Annotated in this window: 22 protein-coding genes and 3 pseudogenes; 6 read left to right on the plus strand and 19 right to left on the minus strand. The window is 68.1% G+C overall.

Features of this window, described 5'->3' with window-relative positions:
* Positions 1-69: 69 nt before the first annotated feature.
* From I6I07_RS22400 to I6I07_RS22435, 8 genes and pseudogenes are all read right to left on the minus strand, one after another.
* Positions 70-1593 carry a PLP-dependent aminotransferase family protein gene (locus I6I07_RS22400; RefSeq protein WP_198483770.1) on the minus strand — a complete coding sequence of 508 codons (1524 nt, stop codon included), beginning with the start codon at positions 1591-1593 and terminating at the stop codon, positions 70-72.
* Positions 1594-1793: 200 nt separating this feature from the next.
* Positions 1794-2781, minus strand: a pseudogene (locus I6I07_RS22405) (PDDEXK nuclease domain-containing protein).
* 172 nt (positions 2782-2953) lie between these two features.
* The gene (locus I6I07_RS22410; protein ID WP_116521825.1) at positions 2954-3781 is read right to left on the minus strand and encodes an ABC transporter permease subunit; all 828 of its coding nucleotides are present in this window, start codon (positions 3779-3781) and stop codon (positions 2954-2956) included.
* Positions 3774-4607, minus strand: coding sequence for a taurine ABC transporter ATP-binding protein (locus I6I07_RS22415; RefSeq protein ID WP_116521824.1), 834 nt, complete (start codon positions 4605-4607; stop codon positions 3774-3776). The genes I6I07_RS22410 and I6I07_RS22415 overlap by 8 nt, the downstream gene beginning before the upstream one ends.
* Positions 4608-4696: 89 nt before the next feature.
* Positions 4697-5725, minus strand: a complete 1029-nt coding sequence (gene tauA, locus I6I07_RS22420; protein WP_116521823.1) for a taurine ABC transporter substrate-binding protein — start codon at positions 5723-5725, stop codon at positions 4697-4699.
* Between the two features lie 257 nt (positions 5726-5982).
* Entirely contained in the window at positions 5983-6528 is a 546-nt protein-coding gene (gene folE / locus I6I07_RS22425) for a GTP cyclohydrolase I FolE (protein WP_006395285.1), read from the minus strand.
* Positions 6529-6628: 100 nt separating this feature from the next.
* Positions 6629-7285, minus strand: coding sequence for a response regulator (locus I6I07_RS22430; protein ID WP_198483771.1), 657 nt, complete (start codon positions 7283-7285; stop codon positions 6629-6631).
* Positions 7282-8709 (minus strand): cache domain-containing protein, encoded by a 1428-nt coding sequence (locus I6I07_RS22435; protein ID WP_198483772.1) that lies wholly within the window; start codon positions 8707-8709, stop codon positions 7282-7284. Before I6I07_RS22435 ends, I6I07_RS22430 begins: the two co-directional genes overlap by 4 nt.
* Before the next feature lie 315 nt (positions 8710-9024).
* Here I6I07_RS22435 and I6I07_RS22440 point away from each other — a divergent pair, with 315 nt between their 5' ends.
* Positions 9025-11112: a carbon starvation CstA family protein gene (locus I6I07_RS22440; RefSeq protein ID WP_006395282.1), complete on the plus strand. Its 2088-nt coding sequence runs from the start codon at positions 9025-9027 to the stop codon at positions 11110-11112.
* Positions 11113-11129: 17 nt separating this feature from the next.
* Positions 11130-11342, plus strand: a complete 213-nt coding sequence (locus I6I07_RS22445) for a YbdD/YjiX family protein (protein ID WP_085943770.1) — start codon at positions 11130-11132, stop codon at positions 11340-11342.
* 73 nt (positions 11343-11415) lie between these two features.
* On the opposite strand, the gene I6I07_RS22450 is transcribed toward I6I07_RS22445, so the two are convergent.
* A complete protein-coding gene (locus tag I6I07_RS22450) occupies positions 11416-12279 on the minus strand; it encodes a DMT family transporter (RefSeq protein ID WP_198483773.1) in 864 nt (287 codons plus the stop codon).
* 116 nt (positions 12280-12395) lie between these two features.
* Here I6I07_RS22450 and I6I07_RS22455 point away from each other — a divergent pair, with 116 nt between their 5' ends.
* On the plus strand, positions 12396-13790 hold the full coding sequence (locus tag I6I07_RS22455; RefSeq protein ID WP_198483774.1) for a PLP-dependent aminotransferase family protein: 1395 nt from the start codon (positions 12396-12398) through the stop codon (positions 13788-13790).
* Positions 13791-13815: 25 nt separating this feature from the next.
* Here the strand turns inward: I6I07_RS22455 and I6I07_RS22460 are convergent, their stop codons facing one another.
* Together I6I07_RS22460 and I6I07_RS22465 are read right to left on the minus strand one after the other, a co-directional pair.
* Positions 13816-15006, minus strand: coding sequence for an MFS transporter (locus I6I07_RS22460; protein WP_198483775.1), 1191 nt, complete (start codon positions 15004-15006; stop codon positions 13816-13818).
* A 104-nt stretch (positions 15007-15110) separates the two neighbouring features.
* Positions 15111-15812 carry a DAPG hydrolase family protein gene (locus I6I07_RS22465; RefSeq protein ID WP_035360445.1) on the minus strand — a complete coding sequence of 234 codons (702 nt, stop codon included), beginning with the start codon at positions 15810-15812 and terminating at the stop codon, positions 15111-15113.
* A 115-nt stretch (positions 15813-15927) separates the two neighbouring features.
* On the opposite strand from I6I07_RS22465, the gene I6I07_RS22470 reads away from it, so the two are divergent.
* Positions 15928-16584: a TetR/AcrR family transcriptional regulator gene (locus tag I6I07_RS22470; RefSeq protein ID WP_006395276.1), complete on the plus strand. Its 657-nt coding sequence runs from the start codon at positions 15928-15930 to the stop codon at positions 16582-16584.
* Between the two features lie 155 nt (positions 16585-16739).
* Positions 16740-17291 carry a Dps family protein gene (locus I6I07_RS22475; protein ID WP_006395275.1) on the plus strand — a complete coding sequence of 184 codons (552 nt, stop codon included), beginning with the start codon at positions 16740-16742 and terminating at the stop codon, positions 17289-17291.
* An 84-nt stretch (positions 17292-17375) separates the two neighbouring features.
* On the opposite strand, the gene I6I07_RS22480 is transcribed toward I6I07_RS22475, so the two are convergent.
* From I6I07_RS22480 to I6I07_RS31925, 5 genes are all read right to left on the minus strand, one after another.
* Positions 17376-17876, minus strand: coding sequence for a hypothetical protein (locus tag I6I07_RS22480; RefSeq protein ID WP_006395274.1), 501 nt, complete (start codon positions 17874-17876; stop codon positions 17376-17378).
* A gap of 201 nt (positions 17877-18077) precedes the next feature.
* A complete protein-coding gene (locus tag I6I07_RS22485) occupies positions 18078-20864 on the minus strand; it encodes an autotransporter domain-containing protein (RefSeq protein WP_198483776.1) in 2787 nt (928 codons plus the stop codon).
* A 406-nt stretch (positions 20865-21270) separates the two neighbouring features.
* On the minus strand, positions 21271-21966 hold the full coding sequence (msrA, locus tag I6I07_RS22490; RefSeq protein WP_198483777.1) for a peptide-methionine (S)-S-oxide reductase MsrA: 696 nt from the start codon (positions 21964-21966) through the stop codon (positions 21271-21273).
* 36 nt (positions 21967-22002) lie between these two features.
* Positions 22003-22506, minus strand: coding sequence for a peptide-methionine (R)-S-oxide reductase MsrB (gene msrB, locus I6I07_RS22495; protein WP_198483778.1), 504 nt, complete (start codon positions 22504-22506; stop codon positions 22003-22005).
* A gap of 86 nt (positions 22507-22592) precedes the next feature.
* Complete coding sequence (locus I6I07_RS31925; protein WP_420094593.1) at positions 22593-22712, minus strand: hypothetical protein; 120 nt, start codon at positions 22710-22712, stop codon at positions 22593-22595.
* On the opposite strand from I6I07_RS31925, the pseudogene I6I07_RS31930 reads away from it, so the two are divergent.
* Positions 22671-22784: pseudogene (locus I6I07_RS31930) on the plus strand (hypothetical protein); the annotation flags it as partial. The gene I6I07_RS31925 and the pseudogene I6I07_RS31930 overlap by 42 nt on opposite strands.
* Here the strand turns inward: I6I07_RS31930 and I6I07_RS31935 are convergent.
* The 3 genes and pseudogenes from I6I07_RS31935 to I6I07_RS22510 all read right to left on the minus strand — a co-directional run.
* Positions 22740-22907: pseudogene (locus tag I6I07_RS31935) on the minus strand (pentapeptide MXKDX repeat protein); the annotation flags it as partial. The pseudogenes I6I07_RS31930 and I6I07_RS31935 overlap by 45 nt on opposite strands.
* 45 nt (positions 22908-22952) lie before the next feature.
* Positions 22953-23744 carry a molybdopterin-dependent oxidoreductase gene (locus I6I07_RS22505; protein WP_006395268.1) on the minus strand — a complete coding sequence of 264 codons (792 nt, stop codon included), beginning with the start codon at positions 23742-23744 and terminating at the stop codon, positions 22953-22955.
* 10 nt (positions 23745-23754) lie between these two features.
* On the minus strand, positions 23755-24393 hold the full coding sequence (locus tag I6I07_RS22510) for a cytochrome b/b6 domain-containing protein (protein WP_198483780.1): 639 nt from the start codon (positions 24391-24393) through the stop codon (positions 23755-23757).
* Positions 24394-24484: the final 91 nt, after the last annotated feature.

A 24484-nucleotide genomic window follows, 5' to 3' on the forward strand; every position in this document is an offset into this window, starting at 1 on the left:
GAACTTGAGTTTGGCGAGCCCTGCGTTGAATCAGCCGATAAATCGGACTGCTTCCATTTCAACGCCGGTTCAGGCGGCCGCCCGCAGGCGGAAACGGCGCACCACCTGCGCCAGTCTCTCGATGCCCGGACCGATATGCTCGGCGCGGATCGAGGTGAAGCCGACCCGCAGGAAGTTGCGCGGCGCGCCGGCCGCGTCCATGAAGAACACCTGGCCCGGTTCCACCACCACGCCTTCGGCCAGCGCGGCCTGCGCCAGTTCGGTGGCGTCCAGCCATTCCGGGCCTTTCAGCCAGCACGAGGAAGAACCGGTGATGGGCACGGCGGTGAAGTCGGGCAGCCAGTGCGCCAGCGCCTCGGCCAGCTCAGTGCCGCGCTTCTGATAGGCCTGCGATTGTCGCCGCAGCAGCGAATGATGGTGCCCCAGCGAAATGAACAGCGAGAACGCCCGCTGGATGTAGGCCGAGGGATGGCGCAGCATCAGCCGGCGCAGCGCGCGCAGTTCGGCCGTGAGTTCGCGCGGCGCGACGATGTAGCCGATGCGCAGCCCCGGCGCGAACGACTTGGCCAGGCTGCCGACGTAGATCACGCGGCCGTCGCGGTCCAGGCTCTTGAGCGCTGGTATGGCGCCGTCGCCCCAGCGGCTTTCGCTTTCGAAATCGTCTTCGATGATGAGGCTGTCGGCCTGGCGCGCCAGCGTCAGCAGCGCCTCGCGGCGCGCCGGCGACAGCGTCACGGTGGTGGGGCACTGGTGGCCGGGCGTGACGAACAGATAGTCGCAGCCCAGCAGCTGGGTGCCGGTGCACAGCCCCTGTTCGTCCACCGGCAACGGCAGCAGGTGGCGGGTGTGGCTGGCGAAGATGTTGCGGGCATCGGGATAGCCCGGGTCCTCCATGCCGACCACGGTGTCTTCGTTGACCAGCAGGTCGGCCAGCAGATAGAGCGCGTGCTGCGCGCCGACGGTGACCACGATCTCTTCGGCGTCGGCCCAGATGCCGCGGCGCGGCAGCACCTGGGTGCGGATCTGCTCGATCAGGGCGCTGTCATCGTGGGTGATGAGGTCCGGCGCCCAGCTGCGGATGTCCAGCACCGACAGCGCCTTGATGCAGCATTCGCGCCAGTCGGCGGTGGGGAACAGGTCCTGGTCGAACTGGCCGTAGACGAACGGGTAGGGCTGCGTCTGCCAGTCGCGCGGCTTGACGATGTTGCGTTGCCGGCTGGGCCGGAAGCGCAGCCGCTCGTCCCAGCGGACCTGGTCGGCCGAGGGCGTGGCGTCCACTTCGGCGGCGAGCGGCACCGCGCGGCCCTCCAGCACCCCGTCATGGACGAAATGGCCGCTGCGCTCGCGCGATTCCAGGTAGCCCTCGCTGACCAGCTGCTGGTAGGCGAACACCACCGTATTGCGGGCGATGCCCAGCTGGTCGGCCAGGTAGCGGCTGGACGGCACCGGCGCGCCCGGCGGCAGGTGGCCGCTGAGGATGGCCGACACCAGCATCTGCCGCACACGGCCCTGCAGGCTCAGGTTGGGCGCGCTTTCCCGTTCGAACAGGCGTTCCCACAACACAGGCTTGAGCATCGAGGCCTGGCTGGACATGGCGGCTCCTTGTAGTGGCGGCGCGTCCCGGCGACGCCGGCGCAAGAGGCCAGGCGAGACCAGGGACGGAACCCCAGGATAGAGGAGCGGCATGGGCGAAAGGAATGCGGGATTGCCCTGCCGGCGGGGTGGGTCTGGACGCGCCGGCAGGAAAATGGAACGAGATAGGTCCTGGAATGCAACTCGTGGTGGGATCCGCGTCAGTCCGGCCTGGGTCGAAACGCGCTGCGGGACTCCAGCAGTCGACGGGTGTTTTCAAGCTCTTTCTGCAGCAATTCCGTATCGGGTAGCACCGTCCGGTAGTTCGCGGCCATCACCTGGGTCGGCAAGCCGTCCAACGCATATCGCGCCAGCGCGCTGCCCCGGTCGGCGCAGAGAATCAACCCCCACGGGCGGATTCTCGTCGGGATAGGCCCAATGTGCCTTGGCATAGTTGCAATACATGTGCATCTGCCCCACGTCGGAATGGCTCAGGCTACCCAGCTTCAGGTCGATGATGACCAGGCAGCGCAACTTGCGGTGGTAGAGCAGCAGATCCACCCGGTGCCAGGTCTGGTCGATGCGCAGCCGTCGTTGCCGCCCGACAAAAGTGAATCCTTCGCCCAGTTCAAGCAGAAAGTCCTCCAGCCGTTGGGTGAGCGCGGCCTCAAGATCGGACTCTGAGTATTCGTCCTTGAGATCGAGAAACTCCAGGACGTACGGATCCTTGATTGCCTCGCCAGGGGTCATGGCATCCGCGGTCTGTGGCCTGGCTCCCTGGGCCAGCATCGCGACCTTGTCGCCGGACAGTGCCGTGCGTTGGTAGAACTGGCTTTCGATCTGCCGGTCGAGCTGGCGTACGCTCCAACCTCCCCGTAGCGCCTCGGCGTGGTAGAACCGGCGGGCGTTGTCGTCCTTGACTGATAACAGCCGGACGTAGGCCGACCACGGCAGCGTGAATGCTTGTGTCAGGGCCGACAGCCTCAATTTCCCAGACACTGTCTGGGAAATTGAGGGTCTGCCTTTCTGCTCCGCCTCGACAATGCGGCGGCCAATATCCCAGTAGCTGGCCGTCATCAGGGCATTGACGTTGCGTGCGGCCGCCTGCCGTGCGGCATCGAGCAATTCGACGATGCCGTCGTGAATACCTTCGTAGCCAGCAGGTGGGGCTAGTCGCTTTCCGGTTTCTGAAGGGGGCATCCTGGTCATGCTGTCATCTCCGTAGGATGCGGCGCATCGGCGATCCATCGGGGCCGACACGTGACCCATTTGGGGCGTGACGCACCGCATCATCTTCGGCATCAACATAACGCAGGAAAACGTGGCCGCGGGACGCCCCGTGAGCTTTCAGTCCACACCGGATTGGCCCGCAGTCTGACGTTCAAATCCGTCCCTTCCAAGGAATCGCGAACTTCTCCAGATACCGCACCAGCAGATCGAAGGCGAACGCGAACACGCCGATCACGATGATGCCCATGATGACCGTGTCGCTGGCCAGGAATTGCGCCGCGTTCAGCACCATGAAGCCCAGCCCGCGGTCGGCCGCCACCATCTCGGCGGCGACCAGCGTGGTCCAGCCGACGCCGATGCCGATGCGCATGCCGGTGAAGATCTCGGGCATGGCGGCTTTCAGGATCACGTGCCATACGATCTGCATGCGGGTGCCGCCCATGGCATAGGCGGCGTGGATCTGCTCGATCGAGACCGAGCGCACGCCGGCGCGCGCGGCGATCGCCATGGGCGCGAAGATGGCCAGGTAGATCAGCAGGATCTTGGGGAATTCGCCGATGCCGAACCAGATGATGATGAGCGGCAGGTAGGCCAGCGGCGGCAGCGGGCGGTAGAACTCGATCGGCGGATCGAAGATGCCGCGGGCGTAGCGGTTCACGCCCATCAGGATGCCGACCGGGATGGCGGTGGCGCAGGCCAGGAAGAAGGCCGAGAACACCCGCGTCAGGCTGGCCAGGGCGTGCTCGGCCAGGGTCGAGTTGGCCACGCCGTCGGTCATGGCGGACACGAACTTGCCGTACACCGCCTGCGGCGACGGCAGGAACAGCGGCTTGACCCAGCCGGCGTTGGTGGCCAGGAACCACAGCGCCAGCAGCGCGATGCTGGTCAGCAGGCTGATGTGGCCGCTGTAGCCCGCGCCCGGCGCGCCGTAGACCTTGCCCGGCGCGGCGGGCCGGCGGCCGCCCAGGCCGCTAGGCATGAGCGACCTGCGTGTCGGACGCGGCGAGTTCGTCGCCGTAGATGATGCCGAGGACTTGCTCGCGCATGGCGATGAAGTCGGGACTTGATTTGATACCGCGGCCATCGCGCGTCTCCAGGTAGCGCCGGTTGAAGTCCGGCTGGAAGGTGTGGGTGATGCGTCCGGGACGCGGCGACATGACGATCAGCCGCGAGCCCAGGAACAGCGCCTCTTCCACGCTATGGGTGATGAAGAAGAACATCTTGCCGGTCTGGCGCCAGATATCCAGCAGCAGCTCCTGGATGGTCTCGCGCGTCAGCGCGTCGAGCGCGGCCATCGGCTCGTCCATCAGCAGCATGGCCGGATCGCAGGTCAGGGCGCGGGCGATGCCCACGCGCTGCTGCATGCCACCGGACAGCTGGTAGATCATGTGGCGGTGGAAGTCCTTCAGGCCCACCAGCTCCAGGTTGCGGCGGGCGCGGGCGCGGCGGGTCTCCTTGTCCACGCCCTGCAGCTTGAGGCCGAATTCAGTGTTCTCCAGCACGTTCAGCCAGGGCAGCAGCGCGTGTTTCTGGAACACCACGCCGCGATCGGCGCCGGGGCCGATGATGGGCCGTCCGCCCAAGGTGATCTCGCCGTCGGTGGGCGACAGGAAGCCGGCCAGCAGGCTCAGCAGCGTGGTCTTGCCGCAGCCCGAGGCGCCCAGCGCGACGACGAATTCGCCGGGCTCGATGGTCAGGTTGACGTCCTGCAGCGCGACCACCGGCCCGCTGTCGTGCAGCCCGGGGTAGGTGACGCTGACGTGGTCCGCGCGCAGGGCCTGCGCGGGCGTGGCGGGTGTGGTCATGCGAGGTCCCCTTGCATGGTGCGGCGCCCGCGGCCAGGCGGGCGCCGGGGCCGGACGCGGCTGGTGGCGCGCCCGGGGCATTGCCGCGGCTATTTGGCGGCCGCTTTGGCGTACTGGTCGGTGACGTGGGCGCTGTAGTCGCCCAGCGCCTTGTCGATCTGCTTCTGGTCCTTCAGGAACTTGGCGCTGGCGGCGAAGGCGCGCGCCGCGCCCGAATCCTTGCCGCCGCCCAGCCATTCGGGCGAAGCCTGTTCCTGGGCGGTCGGGAAGGTCAGCAGCTTGAGCGCGGTGGCGACGTCATCCGGTTTGCCGCCGATCAGCTTGACGATACTCTTTACCTGGGCCGAATCGGCGGTCCAGGCGGCGGGGTTGGCGCGGTAGGCGGCGTACGACTTGGCCAGCACGGCGGTGAAGGCGGCCATGAACTTGGGATTCTTGGCGGCCCAGGCGCGGTCGACCACCAGGCCGTCGAAGGTCGGCACGCTGGCGTGGCCGATGGCTTCCGAATCGGCGATGACCTTGCCGCTCTTCTCGATCTCGGTCAGGGCGGGCGGCCAGACGTAGGCGGCGTCGATGTCGCCGCGCTGCCAGGCGGCGACGATCTGCGGCGGTTGCATGTTCAGGATGCGCACGTCGCGCGGGTTGATCTTCCAGACCTGCTCCAGTCCCACCAGCAGGTGGAAGTGGGAGGTCGATACGAACGGGGTGGCGACGCGCTTGCCCTTCAGGTCGGCGGTGCTGTTGATGCCCGAGCCATTGCGCGCCACCAGCGCTTCCGATTTGCCGATGTTGTCCAGGATCCAGAACAGTTCCAGGTCGACGCCGCGGGTGGCGGCCGAGGTGATGCCGGTGGAACCGAGCACGCCGACCGGCACGTTGCCCGAGGCCAGCGCGGTGGAAATGTCGCCGCCCGAGGTGAACTGGCGCCAGTCGACCTGGTAGCCGGCGTCCTTGAGGGCGGCGTCGAAGCTGCCATCGGCGATGGCGGTCAGGAAGGGGCCGACGATGAGCTGGTAGCCCACGGTCAGGCGGGTCTGGGCGTAGGCGGGGGCGGCCAGCAGGGCGGCGGCCAGGCCGGCCAGGATGCTGCGGCGGATGAGGCGGTATAACGCGTTCATGGTGAGCTCCGGTGGGGAATGGGCCGCGCCCCGACGCGACCGGCTTGTGCCGGTGCGGCCTGTGGTGCCAGTTTGCCCGGATGGGGCCACAGCGCTAGGGCCAGATGCCGTATTCGATAGGAGCCAATAGGCGGCCCGGCGGTGGGACGGGCGTTCTTGTGTGCGATCGCGGGCTCGCCCTAGGCCTTTTGGCGGAGGACGCGCAAAAAAAAGCCGCCCCCGAAGGGACGGCCGTTTCTGGCGATGCGCGGGGGCGTTCAGCGGATCAGGCTGAGGAACTCGGCGCGGGTCGACGGGTTGTCGTGGAACTCGCCCAGCATCACCGACGTGACCATGGACGAATTCTGCTTTTCGACGCCGCGCATCATCATGCACATGTGCTGGGCCTCGATGACCACGGCCACGCCGGCGGCGCCGGTGACCGACTGCACCGCCTCGGCCACCTGGCGGCTGAGGTTTTCCTGGATCTGCAGGCGGCGGGCGTACATCTCGACGATGCGAGCCACCTTCGACAGGCCCAGCACCTTGCCGTTGGGCAGGTAGGCCACATGCGCCTTGCCGATGAAGGGCAGCATGTGGTGCTCACAGAGCGAATACAGCTCGATGTTCTTGACCAGCACGATCTCGCGCGTGTCGGACGTGAATAGCGCGCCGTTGACGATCTCGTCCAGGTCCTGGGTGTAGCCGCGGCACAGATGGCGCATGGCCTTGGCCGCACGCGCCGGCGTGTCCGCCAGGCCTTCGCGGGACGGATCTTCCCCCAGTGCTTCAAGAATGGCGGTGTAGTGATTTTCCAATGACATGGGAACTCCAGGGGGCTGCGCGCCTGCGGTGGCGATGAACACGCAAGTCTACTCCAGCGCGGGCCCGCTTCGCAGGCGGGAGACCCGACGGCCAGAGGGGTTATACGCCGCGGTTCTCGACCGCGTACTTGATCAGTTCGGCCTGGCCGTCGATGCCCAGCTTGCGCTTGATGTTCAGGCGGTGGGTCTCGACCGTGCGCACCGACAGGCCGAGCGCCTGGGCGATCTGCTTGTTGGCGTGGCCGCTGGCGATGTGGCGCAGCACATCGCGCTCGCGTTGCGTCAGCAGGGTGGCCGGGGCGCTGGCCTGGGACAGGCGCAGCGACACGGCGGCGCTGAAGTAGGTGCGGCCGGTCATGACCGCGTCGATGGCGGCCAGGATCTCCTGGGCCGGCTCGTCTTTCAGCAGGTAGCCGCGGGCGCCGGCGCGCACCGCCTGCACCATGTATTCGGCGTTGTCGTGCATCGACAGCACCAGCACCGCGATCTGCGGATAGCGCTCGTGCAATTGCGCGGTCAGTTCCAGGCCGCCCACGCCGGGCATGTTCAGGTCCATCAGCGCCAGTTGCGGCAGGGCGCCGCCCTGCGGGTCCTCGGCCAGGCAGGCCTGCAGGAAGGCCAGCGCGGCGGCGGCGTTGCCGGCCTCGCCCACCACCTGCAGATGGGGCACGGTCTCCAGGCGCAGGCGCAGGCCGTCGCGCACCAGCGGGTGGTCGTCGATCAGCAGCAGTCGGATGGGGGAGCTAGGGTCGGTCATGCGGGGCGGGAGGCGTCGGAGGCGTCGGAGAAGGGCGGCGGCAAGGGCAGCCAGGCCTGCAGGGTGGTGCCCTGGTCGGAGGTATGGAAACTGAGGCTGCCGGACAGCGCCGTCATGCGTTCGCGCATGTTGCGCAGGCCGATGCCGCGGCGCGGGTCCTGCTGCACCTCGGCGTAGTCGAAGCCGCGGCCGTCGTCGTGGATGGTCAGACGCAGGTCGCGTTCGGTGTAGGCCAGCGTCAGGTCGGCGCGGCGGGCGCCGGCGTGGCGCACGACGTTGGTCAGGGCTTCCTGGGTGACGCGGAACAGCGCGGTGGCGTAGGCGTCGGGCAGCTTCACCGGCCGGCCCTGGGTCGACAGGCGCACGGCCAGCGGGGCCGCGCCGTGCTGGCTGGCGCCGGCGAATTCGCGGCCCAGGTGTTCGAGCGCGGCCGGCAGGCCCAGGTCGTCCAGCAGCGTCGGGCGCAGGTTGTGCGAGATGCGGCGCACCTCGCCCACGGCGGTGTTGAGGCGGTCGAGCGCGCCGCCCAGCGGCGTGTCGATGTGCGCCAGCGCGCGCGGCTCGGCGCCCAGGGCCTGGCGCAATCGTTCGCGGGCGGCCTCCAGCGCCAGCTTGATCGACACCAGCACCTGGCTGATGCCGTCGTGCAGTTCGCGCGACAGGCGGGCCCGTTCGTCTTCCTGCGAGCGCACCAGCTGCTGCGCCATCAGCCGCAGCTTGGCGTCGGACTGGCGGTGGTCGCTGATATTGAGCGCCAGGCCGCAGGCCGCCACCCCCAGGATCGAGACCGCGGCGATGCCGGCGACCCAGGCGAACATGTCGCGGATGTTGGACTGGGCGGCCGCGTCGATGTGCGCCAGGGTCTGCTCGACGTCGTCCAGGTAGATGCCGGTGCCCAGCATCCAGCCCCAGCGTTCCAGCACCACTACGTAGCCGAGCTTTTCCACGGTCTGGTGGGTCGAGGGCTTTTCCCACAGGTAGTGCACCGCCTGGCCCTGGCTGCCGCCGCGGCGGGCGGCCGCCAGCAGGTTCTGGATCACGGGCTGGCCGCGGGTGTCGTGCAGGCTCCAGAGGTCCTGGCCGACCAGTTCCGGCTGGCGCGGGTGCATCAGGTTCTTGCCCTGCAGGTCGTAGACGAAGAAATAGCCGTCGTGGCCGAATTCCATCTGCGCCAGCAGCGCCAGCGCGCGCTCGCGGGCGGCGTCGCCGTCGCTGGCGTCCTGCAGCGGGGCGATGGCGCTGTAGGCCAGGCTGACGTAGTGGCGCAGCTCGCTTTCCTTGCTGCCGAGCCAGGCGCTTTCCACCACCTCTTTTTCGCGCTGGGCCAGTTGCAGGCCCTGCACGTAGACGGCCACGGCGATGGCCGCCAGCGCCACCAGCAGGGGGACGGCGGCCAGCAACAGGATTTTCAGGCGCAGCTTCATCAGGGGATTTGTATCAGCGCGGCAAGCGCGTGTTGCGGTGCATCAAGAGTGTTGGGCCATGCCGGACGGGCGGGTGTGCCGCCGATTTTACGATCGCGGCGCAAATATGCTGCGGCGCTTTCCGTAGTACCACGTAGCGCGATTGCGTAGTTCCGCGCTTGTTGCGTCCAGGTCAAACCGAAATACTAACGCCCGCGTCGACCGGACGCCGCGTGGACGTTCGCGTCCGCCACCCTACAACAATGAGTCTGCCCACCCGCAGGACGAAAAAAGCGTTGCACGCCAAAAGCATGGCGGGAGGCAAGAGGAGCACTTATGCATACCAGCAGTAAGGGACTGGGTCAGCACCTGGTCTGGCTGGCGGTTGCGGTATTGGGCGCGTTCGCGCTCGGCACCGTGGCGCTGGCCAGAGGGGAGACCATCAATGCGCTATGGGTGGTGATTGCCGCCGTCTGCGTGTACTTGATCGCATACCGCTATTACAGCCGCTTCATCGCCAACAAGGTGTTCCGCCTTGACCCGACGCGCATGACGCCGGCCTGGAAGCACAACGACGGCCTGGACTACGTCCCGACCAACAAGCACGTGCTGTTCGGCCACCATTTCGCCGCCATCGCCGGCGCCGGCCCCCTGGTCGGCCCGGTGCTGGCCGCGCAGATGGGCTACCTGCCGGGCATGCTGTGGATCCTGGCCGGCGTGGTGTTCGCCGGCGCCGTGCAGGACTTCACCATCCTCTTCATCTCGACGCGCCGCGACGGCCGTTCGCTGGGCGACCTGGTCAAGTCCGAGCTGGGCAAGATCCCGGGCGTGATCGCGCTGTTCGGCGCCTTCATGATCATGGTCATCATCCTGGCGGTGCTGGCGCTGATCGTGGTCAAGGCCCTGACGCACTCGCCGTGGGGCACCTTCACGGTGGCCGCCACCATCCCCATCGCGCTCTTCATGGGCGTGTACCTGCGCTACATCCGCCCGGGCAAGATCGGCGAAGTGTCCATCATCGGCTTCGTCGGCCTGATGGCCGCCATCACCTTCGGCCAGGACGTGGCCGCGCACCCGGTGATCGGCCCGATGTTCGACTTCGACGGCAAGGGCCTGACCTGGATCCTGATCGTCTACGGCTTCATCGCCTCGGTGCTGCCGGTGTGGCTGCTGCTGGCCCCGCGCGACTATCTGTCGACTTTCCTGAAGATCGGCACCATCGTCGGCCTGGCCATCGGCATCGTGGTGGTCGCGCCCGAGCTGAAAATGCCGGCGCTGACGCAGTTCGTGGACGGCTCCGGCCCGGTGTGGTCGGGCAACCTGTTCCCGTTCCTGTTCATCACCATCGCCTGCGGCGCGGTGTCGGGCTTCCACGCCCTGATCTCGTCGGGCACCACGCCCAAGCTGATCGAGAACGAAACCCAGGCCCGCTACATCGGTTACGGCGGCATGCTGATGGAATCGTTCGTCGCCATCATGGCGCTGGTGGCCGCTTGCGTGATCGAGCCGGGCATCTACTACGCCATGAACAGCCCGGCGGCCGTCATCGGCACCACCCCCGACCAGGTCGCCCAGGTGGTGTCCAGCTGGGGCTTCGTGATCACCCCGGCCGACCTGGTGCAGACCGCCAAGGACGTCGGCGAGAGCACCATCATCTCGCGCGCCGGCGGCGCGCCGACGCTGGCCGTGGGCATGGCGCACATCCTGCACCAGGCCATCGGCGGCCCCAGCATGATGGCGTTCTGGTACCACTTCGCCATCCTGTTCGAAGCGCTGTTCATCCTGACGGCCGTGGACGCCGGCACCCGCGCGGGCCGCTTCATGCTGCAGGACCTGCTGGGCACCTTCGCCCCGTCGCTCAAGCGCACCGAGTCGTTGCCCGCCAACCTGATCGCCACCGGCCTGTGCGTGGCGGCCTGGGGCTACTTCCTGTACCAGGGCGTGGTCGATCCGCTGGGCGGCATCAACACGCTGTGGCCGCTGTTCGGCATCGCCAACCAGATGCTGGCCGCGATCGCGCTGACGCTGGGCACCGTGGTGCTGTTCAAGATGAAGCGTGACCGCTACGCCTGGGTCACCGTGCTGCCCACGCTGTGGCTGCTGGCGTGCACCCTGACCGCCGGCTGGCAGAAGCTGTTCCACGCCGACCCCAAGGTCAGCTTCCTGTCGCACGCGGCCAAGTACAACGCCGCGATCGCCGAAGGCAAGGTGCTGGCCCCGGCCAAGTCGCTGGCGGAAATGTCGCGCGTGGTGCTGAACGACTACATCAACGCCGGCCTGTGCGCGATCTTCATGTTCGTGGTGGTCAGCATCGTGGTGTTCGGCATCCGTTCGGTGCAGCGCGCCCGCGCCGAGAACAAGCCGACCGCGCGCGAAACGCCCTACGAAACCCTGCCGGCCACCGCTGCCGCCGGCGCGGACTGACCCAAGGAGGCGCCGCCATGCTGTTTTCCAACATGACTTCGGCGGCCGGCGCCGCCGGCCGCTACCTGGGCCAGACGCTCAGGCTGATGGTCGGCGTGCCCGACTACGAGACCTACGTCGAGCACATGCGGCGCACCCATCCCGACCAGGAGCCGATGAGCTACGAGGACTTCTTCCGCGAGCGGCAGGACGCCCGCTACGGCGGCAAGAAACGCATCGGCTGCTGCTGACGGGACCCGAGGGTCCGTTGACCGCAACGCAACAGGCGCCGGCTTTGTCCGGCGCCTTTTTTCTGGCCGGCCCTCAGCGCGCGTGCTTCTTGGCTCCGGCCACGCAGATCACCGCGGCCAGCGTCACCAGCAGCATGCCCCAGCTGACCTGCTCGTGCAGCAGCAGCGCCGCCAGGCCCAGGCCCATGAAGGGCTGGAACAGCTGCAACTGGCCCACCGCCGCGATGCCGCCCTGGGCCAGGCCGCGGTACCAGAACACGAAGCCGATCAGCATGCTGAACAGCGACACATAGGCCAGGCCGATCCAGCCGGCCGGGGTGACCTGCGCGAACGAGGGCGGCCAGGTGAGCAGCGTCAGCGGCAGCATCACCGGCAGCGACAGCACCAGCGCCCAGCTGATGACCTGCCAGCCGCCCAGCGTGCGCGACAGCTTGGCGCCTTCGGCGTAGCCCATGCCGCAGACCACGATGGCCGCCAGCATCAGCAAGTCGCCCTTGAGCGACACCGCCAGCCCGCCCGTCAGCGCGTAGCCCACCACGAAGGCCGCGCCCGCCACCGAGAACAGCCAGAAGGCCGGCCGCGGGCGTTCGCCGCCGCGCAGCACCGCGAAGACGGCGGTGGACAGCGGCAGCAGGCCGAGGAACACGATCGAATGGGCCGAGGTGGCGTGCTGCAGAGCCAGCGCCGTCAGCAGCGGGAAGCCCAGGACCACGCCGATGGCGGTCAGCGCCAGCGCCGGCAAGTCCGCGCGCCGCGGCCGTGGCTGGCGCAGCAGCCGCAGCAGGGCCCAGCCGAGCAGGGCGGCGATGGTGGCGCGGGCGCCGGTCAGGAAGAGGGGGTCGAGTTGCGCCACCGCCACCCGGGTCGCCGGCAGGGAGCCGGCGAAGATCGCCACGCCGATGAAACCATTGATCCAGCCGCTTGTTGCCTTGTCCATCCACTGCTCCGCGCAAAGCGTCCAGTGAAGCATCCGGGCGCCGGATTCCCCAGAGACAGTCCAGTACAATTTAAAATAACTGTTATGCAAAACAGTCCAGTACAGACGGAGGCGGAATGACATCAGGCGGCACCCGGATCGAGACGGTCATGGCGCAGGTGCGGTCGCGCATCGCATCGCGCGCGTATTCGCCGGGCGCGCGCCTGCCGTCGGTGCGGGCGCAGGCCGGCGCCATGGGCCTGTCGGTGTCGACGGTGGTGGAGGCGTATGAGCGGCTGGCGGCGGAAGGCAGCATCACGTCGCGGCCCGGTTCGGGCTTCTACGTCGCCGGCCCCGTGGCGCCGCTCGCGCTGACCGAGATCGGCCCCAAGCTGGACCGCGAAATCGATCCGCTGTGGGTCTCGCGTCAGTCGCTGGAGGCCCGGCCCGACGCGCTGCGGCCCGGTTGTGGCTGGCTGCCGGCCGACTGGATGTACGAGGCCGGCATCCGCCGCGCCTTGCGCGCGCTGGCCAAGGCCGATTCCATGGCGCTGACCGAATACGCCACGCCGCTCGGCCACCCCGGGCTGCGCCAGGTGCTGTCGCGGCGCCTGGCCGCCGCCGGCATCGAGACGATGCCTGAACAGCTGATGCTGACCGAGTCCGGCACCCAGGCCATCGACCTGATCTGCCGCTTCCTGCTGGAGCCGGGCGATACGGTGCTGGTCGACGATCCCTGCTATTTCAATTTCCACGCCTTGCTCAAGGCGCACCGCGCCCGCGTGGTCAGCGTGCCGTACACGCCGAACGGGCCCGACGTGGCGCGCTTCGAGGCGGCGCTGCGCGAGCACGCGCCGCGCCTGTACATCACCAATTCGGGCATCCACAACCCCACCGGCGCCACGCTGTCGCCGCTGGTGGCGCATCGGCTGCTCAAGGCCGCCGACGGCGCCGGGCTGGTGATCGTGGAAGACGACATCTTCGCCGACTTCGAGAATACGCCGGCGCCGCGGCTGGCGGCCTTCGACGGGCTGTCGCGCGTGATCCAGATCGGCAGCTTCTCCAAGACCGTGTCGGCCTCGCTGCGCTGCGGCTTCATCGCGGCGCGGGCCGACTGGATCGACAGCCTGGCCGACCTGAAGATCGCCACCACCTTCGGCGGCGGACGGCTGGCGGCCGACGTGGTGTTCCGTACCCTGACCGACAGCGGCTATCGCAAGCATATGGAGTGGGTGCGGCAGCGGCTGGCCGAGGAACGCGACAGCGCCACCGCGCGTCTGCGGACGCTCGGCATCGTGCCGTGGCTCCAGCCGAAGGCGGGCATGTTCCTGTGGTGCCGGCTGCCGGCCGGCACCGACGCCGCGACGGTGGCGCGCGCCTGCCTGCGCGACGGCGTGGTGCTGGCGCCGGGCAATGCCTTCAGCGTGTCGCTGAGCGCGGGCGACTGCCTGCGCTTCAACGTGGCCCAGTCCACCGATCCGCGCGTGTTCGACACGCTGGCGCGGGCGCTGGCCTCGGCGCGTAACGCGTGAGCCGTCTTGCGGATAGGCCCGCGCGCTAGGGGTTCCTGGCCGGCGTGTCCCGGCGCGCCCGTTTCTCGGCGGCCAGCACCAGCGGAATGGCGCAGGCCGCGCACAGCGCCATCACCAGGAAGCCGCCCGGCGCGTAGTTGCGATACAGCGCGCCGCCCAGCTGGATGCTGCCGAACATGAACACGCCGCCCGACAGCAGCGCGTACAGCGCGATGGCCGAGGTCTTGCAGGCCGTCGGCACGCGGCGCGCGATGTACCACATGATGGCGGCGTTGTTGCCGGCCAGCGTGAAGCATTGCAGCACCTGCAGCGCCGCGATCCAGGCCGGGTCGGTGGTGGCCGACAGGCCGGCCCAGCGCAGCGCCGTCATGGCGGCCGAGACCACGATCAGCCATTGGGCGCCGACCCGCGCCAGCACCTTGGGCGCCAGGAAGAAGAACAGCACCTCGCTGGTCACGCCCACCGCCCACAGCATCGAGATCAGTGCCGTCGACAGGCCGCGATCGGTCCAGTAGAGCGTGGAATAGGAATACAGGAAGCCGTTGCTGGCCTGCACCAGCGAGGCGGCGGCGATGCACAGCAGCAGCGGCCGGTCGCGCAGGATCTCGCGCATCGGCAGCCGCACGCGCTCGGCCGGCGCCTCCTCGGCGCTCGGGCGGGCGGCCTGCGGCAGCAGCCGCACGCAGGCCAGGCAGGCCACGATCAGCAGGATCGACAGCCACATCACCCAATTGGCGTCGAAGGTCTTGATGAGGTAGCCGCCGGCCACCGTGACTACCGCGAAGCCCAGCGAGCCGCAGGCGCGGATGATGGTGTACGAGTTGCCCTGGCCGCGGCCGCTGGCGATGGCCATGCGGTCCAGCAGCGGCAGCACCGCCGGGAATACCGCGTTCAGCAGCAGGGTGACGGCGAACAGCCAGGCGGGCGCCGCGCTGAACGGGTAGCAGATGAACAGCAGCAGCGACGCCGCCAGCGCCGCGAAGATCAGGCCGTGGGCGCGGCCGCTCTGGTCCGCGACGTGCGCCACCACCGGCGTCGACAGGATCTTGGGCAGGAACGAGGTCGCCACGATCAGGCCGATCAGCGCCGGATCGAGGCCGCGGCTGGCGAACCACAGGGGAAGAAACGGGATGCTGACGCCCTGCAAGCCGTAGTACAGGAAGTAGAACCCATGCAGGGCGATAGCGCCTTGCCGGGCGTCGGGGTTGCCGCGCATAGCGATGTGACAGGAGTGTGGCCGGTGTGAAGCGCCGTAGCATACTCCTTCCGCGGGCCCGGCTCGGCGGCGCCGGCGGCCCCGTCGCCCGGGGCGCGCTGGCGCTACCAGGGCAGGGGCGCGGCTTCGCCGTTGGCGTGCTCGCCGTAATAGAGCGACGGCAGGAAGCGCGACAGGAAAGTGAACTCCGTATAGCAGTGGCGCAGCAGGTTCAGCCCCAGCGCGTCCGGCACGTCCTGTTCCGGCCGCTCGCTCGACAGTCCCAGGTAGAAGCGGCTGCGCAGCACGCAGCCAAACGGCGTGTCGCGCGTCAGGTGGATCATCTGGCCGTCCATCGGATCGCCGTCCGCGTCGAGCTGGACGTGGTCGCCAAAGCCGATGCGGGCGTAGACGGCCGCCGACATGTCCTGCTTGTCCTGCGCCGCGCGCAGGCGGTCGGCGTCGAAGGCCTCGGCGGGCGCATGGAACTTCAGCCTGGCCGCCACCGGCGGCAGGTCGGCCAGCGATTCGACCGCGTGGATCGAGGCGCCGATGTAGTTTTCGCCCCGGCGCCAGGCGCTGTCCCAGCCGCGATGCTCGACGTGGTCCTGCGGATGCCACCACTTGATGTGCTGGGTGGTCTGGAAGAACTTGAACCACCAGTCGAACATGCGGCCCTTGCAACCGTGCAGGTCGGTGCGCGCGGCCACCACCAGGCCGCCGCCGGGCAGCCGGGCGATGCCGGTCTCCAGGCGCAGCGGCGCGGGGTCGAGCAGGCTGTCCATGTCGGCGGCGATGTGCGCCATGTCGGGGTGCGGGGAAGTCATCGTGGGGCTGTCCGGAAACGGGGAACGCGGATTCTACAATAAAGAAACGTTAATCGTTTCCAAAATAATCGCAGCGTGTAAGATCGCACCTCAACCACAGGAGCATCGCCCGACCATGGCATCGTCCCCCCCGCCACGTCCGCGCGGCCGTCCCGCCCGGCCCGACGCCGAATTGCGCGCGGCCGCGCTGGAGGCCGCCACCTGGCTGCTGCTGAACGAAGGCTACGCCGCGGCCACGCTGGAGGCGGTGGCCAGGCGGGCCGGCATGGCCAAGAAGACCGTCTACCGCTTCGCCGCCAATCGCGAGGACCTGGTGGCGCAGGTGGTGCGGGGCTGGACCGACACCTTCGTGCCGGTGATGGCGCAGGAGGTCGGCGGCGCCGCCGACGTGCTGCCCGCGCTGGCGCGGGTCCTGCAGGCGATCGCCGACCGGGCCTTGTCGGCCGAGGCGGTGGGCATGTTCCGGCTGTTGACCGCCGACTTTCCGGCGCGCGCGGCGCTGCTGGCCGTCTACCAGGAAAACGGCATCGAGCGCGGCACGGGCCTGCTGGCGGGATGGTTCGAGAAGCTCGCCGGGCGCGGCTTGATCCGTATCAAGGAACCGCGCGTCACCGCCGGCCTGCTGCTGGCCATGACCATCGCCGAACCCCTGCGGCAAATGGCGCTGGGGTTGGCGCAGCCGCTGCCGCAAGGCTCGGTCGCGGATCGCATCCAGGCTTGCGTGGCGCTGTTTTCCGGTCAGGGCCGGGTGTTCGAGATCCTGCCGGACTAGTGCCGGCGTCACGCCCGCGCGGGCGTGTCCATTCAGCTTGGCGCCAGCCGCGCGCGGCCATTGGCAAAGCGCGCGCACGGCATTACCCTGGCATGTCGCGGTGTGAACGATCGCGCCGCGCGTGTTTTCCGAATCATTTCCAGGAGCTGCGATTCATGGCCAAGAAACTGAATGAGAAGACCACCAAGGCGGCGAAGACGCTGCGCAAGCGCCCGCTGGCGACCCCCACCGATCTGGCCGCCGCCGCCACCCGCGATATCTCCGCGGTGCTGAACCAGGTGTTGGCCGATGTGTTCGCGCTGTACCTGAAGACCAAGAATTTCCACTGGCACGTCAGCGGGCCGCACTTTCGCGACTACCACCTGCTGCTGGACGAACAGGGCGACCAGTTGTTCGCCATGACCGATCCCATCGCCGAACGCATCCGCAAGATCGGCGGCACCACGCTGCGGTCGATCGGGCATATCTCGCGCTCGCAGCGCATCGCCGACAACGACGCCGACTACGTCCAGCCGCTGGACATGCTGGCCGAGCTGCGCGAAGACAACAAGACCCTGGCGGCTTCGCTGCGCGAAGCCCACAACGTCACCGACGAGCATCGCGACATCGCCAGCTCCAGCCTGATCGAGAACTGGATCGACGAGACCGAGCGGCGCACCTGGTTCCTGTTCGAGGCCAGCCGCCAGGGCGACAGCACGGGCCATTGATAGGCGTTGGCGGCCCTTGTATCGTGCCCTTGTATCGGGAGGCGGGAGAGGGCGGGGCGAAGGGCGGGCCGCCGGTTGCCGGCGTCAGCCCTCGCGCCCAAATCCGCCGCGGGCCCATTCCGAGGCCCGTTGCACGCTCAGCTTGTAGTTGGGCGCCACGTGGATTTCGGCCAGCTGTTCGCCGGATTCGTCATAGGCGCTGAGCACGGCATAGGGCTCGTCCTCGTCGGGAACGATATCCAGCTTGACGGTCAGGCGGCCCGCGGCCGCATCGATCTTCACGCTCTTGTGCAGCGTCGCGTGCAATTGCTGCTCGTGGCGGCGCAGGACTTCGTTGGCGGTCTTGACCAGGGTGTGGAAGGCGGGGGTATCGAGCGGCTTGGGGTTCTTCTTGTCGCGGCCCATGGTCCACGGGCCCACCAGGGCCGGTTCGGCCTGTCCGTCCAGGGTCATCTCGACGGCCCAGCCGTCGTCGTCTTCGTTCTTGATGATACGGGCGGTCCAGCCATCATCGCGCCACAGGGTGGCTTCGTGTTCCTTGCGATATTCGGAGGCGCCGTCGTCCGGCATGCGGGTGTCAGTCACTGCTGTGCTTTTCCTGGATTCATGGATTCGCGGCCTGGCGGCCGCTGGCCTCGCGGGAGGCCGACGAGATCTTGAGGCGGGCAGGGCGGATTTCCGGAGGTCCGGATTCCGCCTGCCCCCCGCACTGTAGCGCAATGCGCGTGAGCTTTCCCGGCGCGGCGGGCGCCGCGATGGCGACACCCGCCGTCTTGCGGCGTGGGCCTAGAAGCGCACGGCCAACTTCAGCAGGCCCGACTGCTGGCGGTTGCCGCCGCCGAACTGCGCGTCATAGGCGACGCCGGCCGTGGTGTTGCGGGCCAGGGCGATTTCGGCGCCCAGGCCGACCACCGCGGCGTTCTTGGCGATCGGCACGCCGCGCACCGAGAACGTGCTGCCGCCGTCGAAGGCCAGTTGCTGGCTGGGCTTGACGTCGCCCATGGCATGGCGCCAGCCGAGCGAGGCGGTCAGGCGGCCCGGCGCGCCGCTGGACTCGAACTGCCACGCGCCGCGCATGCCCAGCGTGCTGCTGGTGACGTCGTCGGTGCGGCCCTTGCCGCGCAGGGCGGCCGATCCGCCCGATTCCTCGAAATCACGCGTGCGCAGCTGGTTCCAGGCCAGGCCGGCATAGGGCTCGATGCTGTAGGCATCGTTCAGCGGCAGGTGGTAGCCGAGCTCGCTGAACACCTGCGTCGACGACGCGCGGTAGGACGATTCCAGGCGCTGGTTCAGGCTGCCGGCGGCCACGTCGCGCTTGGTGTCGATGTCGTGCCAGGTGTAGGCGGCGCCGGCCATGAAGCGGATGTGGCCGGGACCGGCCTGGAAATTGCGTCCGCCGAAGATCGTGGCGGTATAGCTGTCGACATCGGTGCGCGACGCGGAATCGGCGAGCGAGCTGTGGCTGCCGACGTAGCCGACCGCGCCGCCCAGGCGCCAGCCGCCGCCGACCGCGCCATCGCCGCCGACGAACAGGCCGCCGGCCGATTGGCTGACGCTCGAGGCGTTGCCGTCGCTGGCGAAGGTGCTCCAGTTGCCGAACGCCTGCGCCCAGACCGGCGAGGCGCCGCTTTGCGGCAGGGCATCGGACGACGGCGAACCCAGCTGGGCCGTCGGCTGCCCGGCGCGCACCGGCGCGTCCAGATTGCCGCGCAGGTGATCCAGCGGCATCGTGCGCACGGTGTCCGCCTGGCCCTGCAGCACCGTGGCGGTGCTGGCGTAGGCCTCGCCGGACAGCTGCTTGAGGGCCGAGCGCGCTTCATTGGGCGTCATCGACAGCACCGCCGTCGTCACCTGGCGCGCGCCGGTGCCGGCGGCCGCGCTGGTGCCGCTACCGACCACGGACGAGCCGCTGCCGCTGGTCGCCGAGCCGTTGCCGGTGGTGGTCGAACCGGTGCCGCTGGTGGGCGGGTCTTCCTGGTCCAACGCGCCGCCGACGCTGGTCTCGTTGCCGGTGTTGCCGACGCTGCCGATCGGCACGTCGTTGCGCGTCAGCGTCATGAAGGCGTTCTTGGCGTCGTAGCTGAGCGTCGGGGTGAGGAAGGCGTAGGCGCTGGAGGCGCCGGTGAAGCGGCCCTGGATGCCGCCGTCGGCCGTCAGGATGTTGTAGGTGGTGCGCGGCGCGTAATTGCCGGCGGGGCCGACGTGCGCCACGGTGCCGTCCAGCACGGCCACGCCGGTGACGTGGATGCGGTCGCTGGCGCTGCCGGCCGGATCGGCGTGCACGCGATAGATGGTGTCGGCGCCGAAGGTCAGGTTGCCGTTGATCGTCAGCGTGCCGATGGGCGAACCGTCATTGCCGGGCGAGATCACGGCGGTGGGGTAGAGCGTGGTGGTGCCGAGCTGGCCGACGCCCGCCAGCACGACTTCGCGGCCGATATCGACCGGGCCGTTCAACTTGCCGTCGATTTCCAGGGCGCCGTCGGCGATCAGGATGGGGCCGCTCAGCCCGCTGCTGTCGCCGGTCAGGATCAGCGAGCCAGGGCCGGTCTTGACGAAGCCCTGCGTGCCTTGCAGCGGGTTGTGGATGGTGTCGACGAACTGGCCCGAGGCATAGGTGCCGTCGCCCACGACCAGGGCGGGCGGGTTGCCGCCGTTGCCGACCAGGGTGATGGGCGCGCCCTGCACGGTATAGCGGTCGGTGGCGAACTGGATGCCCGACACGCGCACCGGGCCGGCGCCGCCGTCGACGGTGACCGTGCCGGCCGCGCCGGTGAAGATGGCGTAGCCGCCGTCGGGCAGGGCGCCGGTGGCGTTGGTGGGGCTGTTCCAGTTGGCGCTGGCGGCGCTCCAGGTGCCGTTGCCGCCGCCGGCGCGCGTCGCCGACGCCGCGCCGTTGCCGTTCCACAAGTTGGTGGTGCTGGGGCCCAGGATCAGGTTGATCTGCTTGTCGCCGGTCAGCGACTGGATGGTCGCGGCGGGCTGCGAGTCGCCGGTCACGGTGCCCAGGGTCAGGCCGTTGCCGCTCAGGGTGCCGCCGTACGACAGGATGCGGTAGTAGCCGGCGTTGACGCCCAGCGTGTTGACGGACACGTTCAACGTGGTGTTGTTCAGGGTGGCGTTGCCGGCGACCGTGATGTTGTCGCCGGTGCCGGGTTGCGTGATCGGCAGGCCCGCGTAGCCGGTCTCGAAGTCGAACACGGCGTTGTTCATCGACAGGTCGCCCCTGACGACGAGGTTGCCGTTGGACACCCCGGTCGGCGTGCCGACCGGGTAGCCGGGCGCAACGCGCGCGCCATTCACGTTGAGGTTGCCGTTGATCGCCCCGAAGCCCGAGACGGTGCCATTCGCGGCGGCGTTGACGTTCCCCGTGAGGGTGACGCCGGCGCCGCCGCCATTGCCGCCGATCACCAGCGTGCCGCCGTTGACGTCAACGCCGCCGGGGAAGGCGGCCGAGCCGTCGAACACCTGCGTATTGCCGGGCGCCACCGTCAGGTCGGCGGCCATGGCGGCGCCGCAGCAGGTGGTACTCAATGCGACCGTGGCGGTTAGCCACTTGTTCGTGCCGTATATCAAGACAGGGATCCTTTTTGTCGCGGCCCGAGGTCCGGATGCCATACGCGATTGCCCACGGAAATCGTGTTTCCGTTTGCTGAAATACTTTGTATGGAATGGACTGACCGGTGGAAAAAGGACGCAATTTATACCTGCTTTTTTGCAAATTAAAAAACTGCCTGAAAGATACCATCCAATAGTGTTGTTTTTGGCTGTTTGGATACCAACCAATTGTTTTTATTGGGTTTTCAGATACCGTCCATATTATCAATATGGCGTGAATTGATACATTCGATATTATCTGTCAGGCACGATGGATGCTGATTTTCAATTTTTGAAATCAGCGCGATTTTTATTATTCATTCTGTTTATCGAGGGGGCGCGAAAAGCGGGGGCGGCACACGCTTGGCCGCCCCGCGCGGGCCGTCTACGGATTCACCAGCACCGGCTTGTCGCGATAGGCCGTCGGGAAGGTCTTGGCCAGGTTTTCCACCTTGGGCACGTCGTTCACCATGATGTACATGCTGTACGGATGCCGCACCAGGTAGTCCTGGTGATAGCCCTCGGCGGGATAGAAGCCCTTGAGCGGTTCCACCGTGGTCGCCAGCGTCTTGGCGTAGACGCCCGACTTGTTCAGCTGCGCGATGTAAGCCTCGGCCACCTTGCGCTGGTCGTCATTGGCGGGGAATACCGTGGAACGGTATTGCGTGCCGCTGTCCGGGCCCTGGCGGTTGAGCTGGGTCGGATCGTGCGCCACCGAGAAGTAGATCTGCAGCAGCTGGCCGTAGCTGACCAGCTTGGGGTCGTAGGTGATTTCCACCGATTCGGCGTGGCCGCTGCGGCCGCCGCTGACGGTGTCGTAGTCGGCGGTGGACGACTGGCCGCCGGCGTAGCCGGAGACCGCCGAGGTGACGCCCTTGACGTGCTGGAACACCGCCTGCACGCCCCAGAAGCAGCCGCCGGCGATCACGGCTTTTTCCTGGGCCGCGCCGGCCGCCGCGTCGAGCGTGGGCGGCGGAATGATGAAGGCGGTTTCGGCGGCGCTGGCCGAGCCGAGGGCCAGCAGGGCGCCGGCGGCGGCCAGCACGGCCTGGCGGGCGCGGGAGAGGGGACGAAGGGGCATGATGCGCAATCCTCGGAAAAAATACGCGGGCCGGGGTCAGGCCTGCGGGGTGAAACTCATGGCCACGCCGTTCATGCAGTAGCGCAGTCCGGTCGGGCGCGGGCCGTCATCGAAGACGTGGCCCAGGTGGCCGCCGCAATTGCTGCAATTGACGGCGGTGCGGGTCATGCCGAAGCTGCGGTCCTCGAGCGTGTCGACGGCGTGTTCCAGCGGCTGCCAGAAGCTGGGCCAGCCGGTGCCGCTGTCGAACTTGGTGGTCGACGCAAACAGCTTCTGGGCGCAGCCGGCGCAGGCGAAGGTGCCGGCGCGGTGCTCGTCGTTCAGCGGGCTGGTGTAGGGCCGTTCGGTGCCCTCGCGGCGCAGCACGTCGTATTGCGCGGCGGTGAGCTTGGCGCGCCACTGCGCGTCGGTCAGCGTGTAGGGATAGGCCTGCCGCGGCTGGGCGGCGCGCGCGCCGCGACCGGCCAGCAGCGGCGCCAGGCCGGCGGCGGCCGCGAAGGCGCCGCCCGCGCCAAGGAAATGCCTGCGTGTCAGTCTCATCGGAAACTCCTGGTGTAAGGGGCCGCCCGGAAGGGTCCGCCTGCGGCGCGGCCGCAGCGGCGCCAGCCGGGCGGTGGGCGGGGGGCTTACTTGCCCATGCTGTCTTTGCTCATGGAGCCGCCCTTGGACATGCCGTCTTTCGACATGCCATCCTTCGACATGCCATCCTTGGCCATGCCGTCCTTCTTCATGCCGTCGTGCGACATGCCGTCCTTGGACATGGAGTTCTTCGACATGCCGTCCTTGGCCATGCCGTCTTTCGCCATGCCATCTTTCGACATGCCGCTCTTGGCCATGCCGTCCTTCGACACGTTGTCCTTGGACATGCTGTCGGCCGCGTGCGCGGCGACCGCGCCAAAGGCCAGGCACAGCGAAAATGCGGCGGTGGTGAGTGTCTTCATGATGCGTTCCTCTGGTGTGTCGTGGTGAGAAGGGAAAAAAGCCACCTAGCTGCCGCCGAACCAGTTGTAGCCCTGGTCCTCCCAGTAACCGCCCGGGTAGGTGTTGGTGACGAAAATCGCCTGGATATGCTTGGGGTTCTTGTAGCCAAGCTTGGTGGGCATCCGCAGCTTCATCGGGAAGCCGTACTCCGGCGGCAGGGTCCTGCCGTCGTAGGTCAGCGCCAGGATCGTCTGCGGGTGCAACGCGGTGGGCATGTCGATGCTGGTGTAGTAGTCGTCGGCGCACTTGAAGCCCACGTATTTCGCGGTCAGGTCGGCGCCCACGCGCTTCAGGAAGGTCGAGAACGGCACGCCGCCCCACTTGCCGATGGCGCTCCAGCCCTCGACGCAGATGTGGCGCGTGACCTGGTCGATCTGCGCCATGGCGCGCAGCTCGTCCAGGCGCCAGCGGCGCTTGTCGGCCACCATGCCGGTGACCTCCAGCCGGAAGCTCTCTTCCTCGACCTGGCGCACCTCGTCGATGCCGTAGTAGGCATTGAAGGGAAACGGGCGGGTGATCATGGATTCCGGATAGGTCGGCGCCAGCTTGTTGGGATCGAAGATCCAGCCCTGCACGCGGTCGTTGAAGCGCGACACGGCGGTCAGCGCCTTTTCGACGTTTTCGTCGTCGGACAGCGTGCAGCCGGACAGCATCGCCAGCCCGCCCAGCGTCAGGCTGCTGCGCAGGAAGGCCCGGCGCGACGGCGCCTCGACCCGCTTGTCCAGAATCTTCACGGCTTCCTTGAGAATGGCGGGGCCGTCCAGGCCCAGCAGCGACAGGCGTCGTTTTGCGCTCACGTCAGGCTCCTTATTTGCCACGGATCATGGCGATCAGGCTGCGCGGCACCAGCGCCACCATGACCAGGTGGACCGCCACGAACGCCACCAGCAGCGCCATGGCGAAGAAATGGATGCGGCGCGCGAATTCATAGCCGCCCAGCAGCGTGCGCAGCGTGTCGAACTGCACCGACTTCCACAGCACCAGGCCCGACAGGACCAGCACCGTGATGTCGGCGATGACGAACAGGTAGGCGAGCCGCTGCACCTGGTTGTAGTGGCGCGGGTCGGCATGCGACAGCTTGCCGCGCAGTGCCGCGGCCAGGTCACGGGCGACGCCGCGCGGGCCGACCGGAAAGAACTTGCGCCACAGGCGGCCGGTGGTGAGATTCAGCCCCAGGTAGAGCAGGCCGTTGACCAGCAAAAGCCACATGCCGGCAAAGTGCCATTGCAGCGCGCCGCCCAGCCAGCCGCCCAGGGTGATTCCGTTGGGAAAGGTAAAGTCGAAGAACGGCGCGGCGTTGTAGACGCGCCAGCCGCTGGTCACCATAATGACCACGGCCAATGCGTTCAGCCAGTGCACGATGCGCAACCAGCCGGGATGCACCGGGCCGCGGGTGTCGGGCGCCGGGGCGGCGGGGGCGTCTGGGGTGGCGGGCGTGGCCATCATGGCGGGGCTCCTCGGGGAGGCGGTTGTTGTCGTTGGAGCCATTCTTCCCCGGGGCCGATATCGAAGTCCTCACGCAAACTTAAAATAAATG

The organism is Achromobacter deleyi, from assembly GCF_016127315.1.
GTDB lineage: Bacteria > Pseudomonadota > Gammaproteobacteria > Burkholderiales > Burkholderiaceae_B > Achromobacter > Achromobacter insuavis_A.

What these genes read in the sequence shown, in the direction of transcription:
- I6I07_RS22400 (WP_198483770.1), bottom strand. Translation starts at nt 1,593, where the DNA reads ATGTCCAGCCAGGCCTCGATGCTCAAGCCTGTGTTGTGGGAACGCCTG.
- I6I07_RS22410 (WP_116521825.1), bottom strand. Translation starts at nt 3,781, where the DNA reads ATGCCTAGCGGCCTGGGCGGCCGCCGGCCCGCCGCGCCGGGCAAGGTC.
- I6I07_RS22415 (WP_116521824.1), bottom strand. Translation starts at nt 4,607, where the DNA reads ATGACCACACCCGCCACGCCCGCGCAGGCCCTGCGCGCGGACCACGTC.
- tauA (WP_116521823.1), bottom strand. Translation starts at nt 5,725, where the DNA reads ATGAACGCGTTATACCGCCTCATCCGCCGCAGCATCCTGGCCGGCCTG.
- folE (WP_006395285.1), bottom strand. Translation starts at nt 6,528, where the DNA reads ATGTCATTGGAAAATCACTACACCGCCATTCTTGAAGCACTGGGGGAA.
- I6I07_RS22430 (WP_198483771.1), bottom strand. Translation starts at nt 7,285, where the DNA reads ATGACCGACCCTAGCTCCCCCATCCGACTGCTGCTGATCGACGACCAC.
- I6I07_RS22435 (WP_198483772.1), bottom strand. Translation starts at nt 8,709, where the DNA reads ATGAAGCTGCGCCTGAAAATCCTGTTGCTGGCCGCCGTCCCCCTGCTG.
- I6I07_RS22440 (WP_006395282.1), top strand. Translation starts at nt 9,025, where the DNA reads ATGCATACCAGCAGTAAGGGACTGGGTCAGCACCTGGTCTGGCTGGCG.
- I6I07_RS22445 (WP_085943770.1), top strand. Translation starts at nt 11,130, where the DNA reads ATGCTGTTTTCCAACATGACTTCGGCGGCCGGCGCCGCCGGCCGCTAC.
- I6I07_RS22450 (WP_198483773.1), bottom strand. Translation starts at nt 12,279, where the DNA reads ATGGACAAGGCAACAAGCGGCTGGATCAATGGTTTCATCGGCGTGGCG.
- I6I07_RS22455 (WP_198483774.1), top strand. Translation starts at nt 12,396, where the DNA reads ATGACATCAGGCGGCACCCGGATCGAGACGGTCATGGCGCAGGTGCGG.
- I6I07_RS22460 (WP_198483775.1), bottom strand. Translation starts at nt 15,006, where the DNA reads ATGCGCGGCAACCCCGACGCCCGGCAAGGCGCTATCGCCCTGCATGGG.
- I6I07_RS22465 (WP_035360445.1), bottom strand. Translation starts at nt 15,812, where the DNA reads ATGACTTCCCCGCACCCCGACATGGCGCACATCGCCGCCGACATGGAC.
- I6I07_RS22470 (WP_006395276.1), top strand. Translation starts at nt 15,928, where the DNA reads ATGGCATCGTCCCCCCCGCCACGTCCGCGCGGCCGTCCCGCCCGGCCC.
- I6I07_RS22475 (WP_006395275.1), top strand. Translation starts at nt 16,740, where the DNA reads ATGGCCAAGAAACTGAATGAGAAGACCACCAAGGCGGCGAAGACGCTG.
- msrA (WP_198483777.1), bottom strand. Translation starts at nt 21,966, where the DNA reads ATGCCCCTTCGTCCCCTCTCCCGCGCCCGCCAGGCCGTGCTGGCCGCC.
- msrB (WP_198483778.1), bottom strand. Translation starts at nt 22,506, where the DNA reads ATGAGACTGACACGCAGGCATTTCCTTGGCGCGGGCGGCGCCTTCGCG.
- I6I07_RS31925 (WP_420094593.1), bottom strand. Translation starts at nt 22,712, where the DNA reads ATGTCGCACGACGGCATGAAGAAGGACGGCATGGCCAAGGATGGCATG.
- I6I07_RS22510 (WP_198483780.1), bottom strand. Translation starts at nt 24,393, where the DNA reads ATGATGGCCACGCCCGCCACCCCAGACGCCCCCGCCGCCCCGGCGCCC.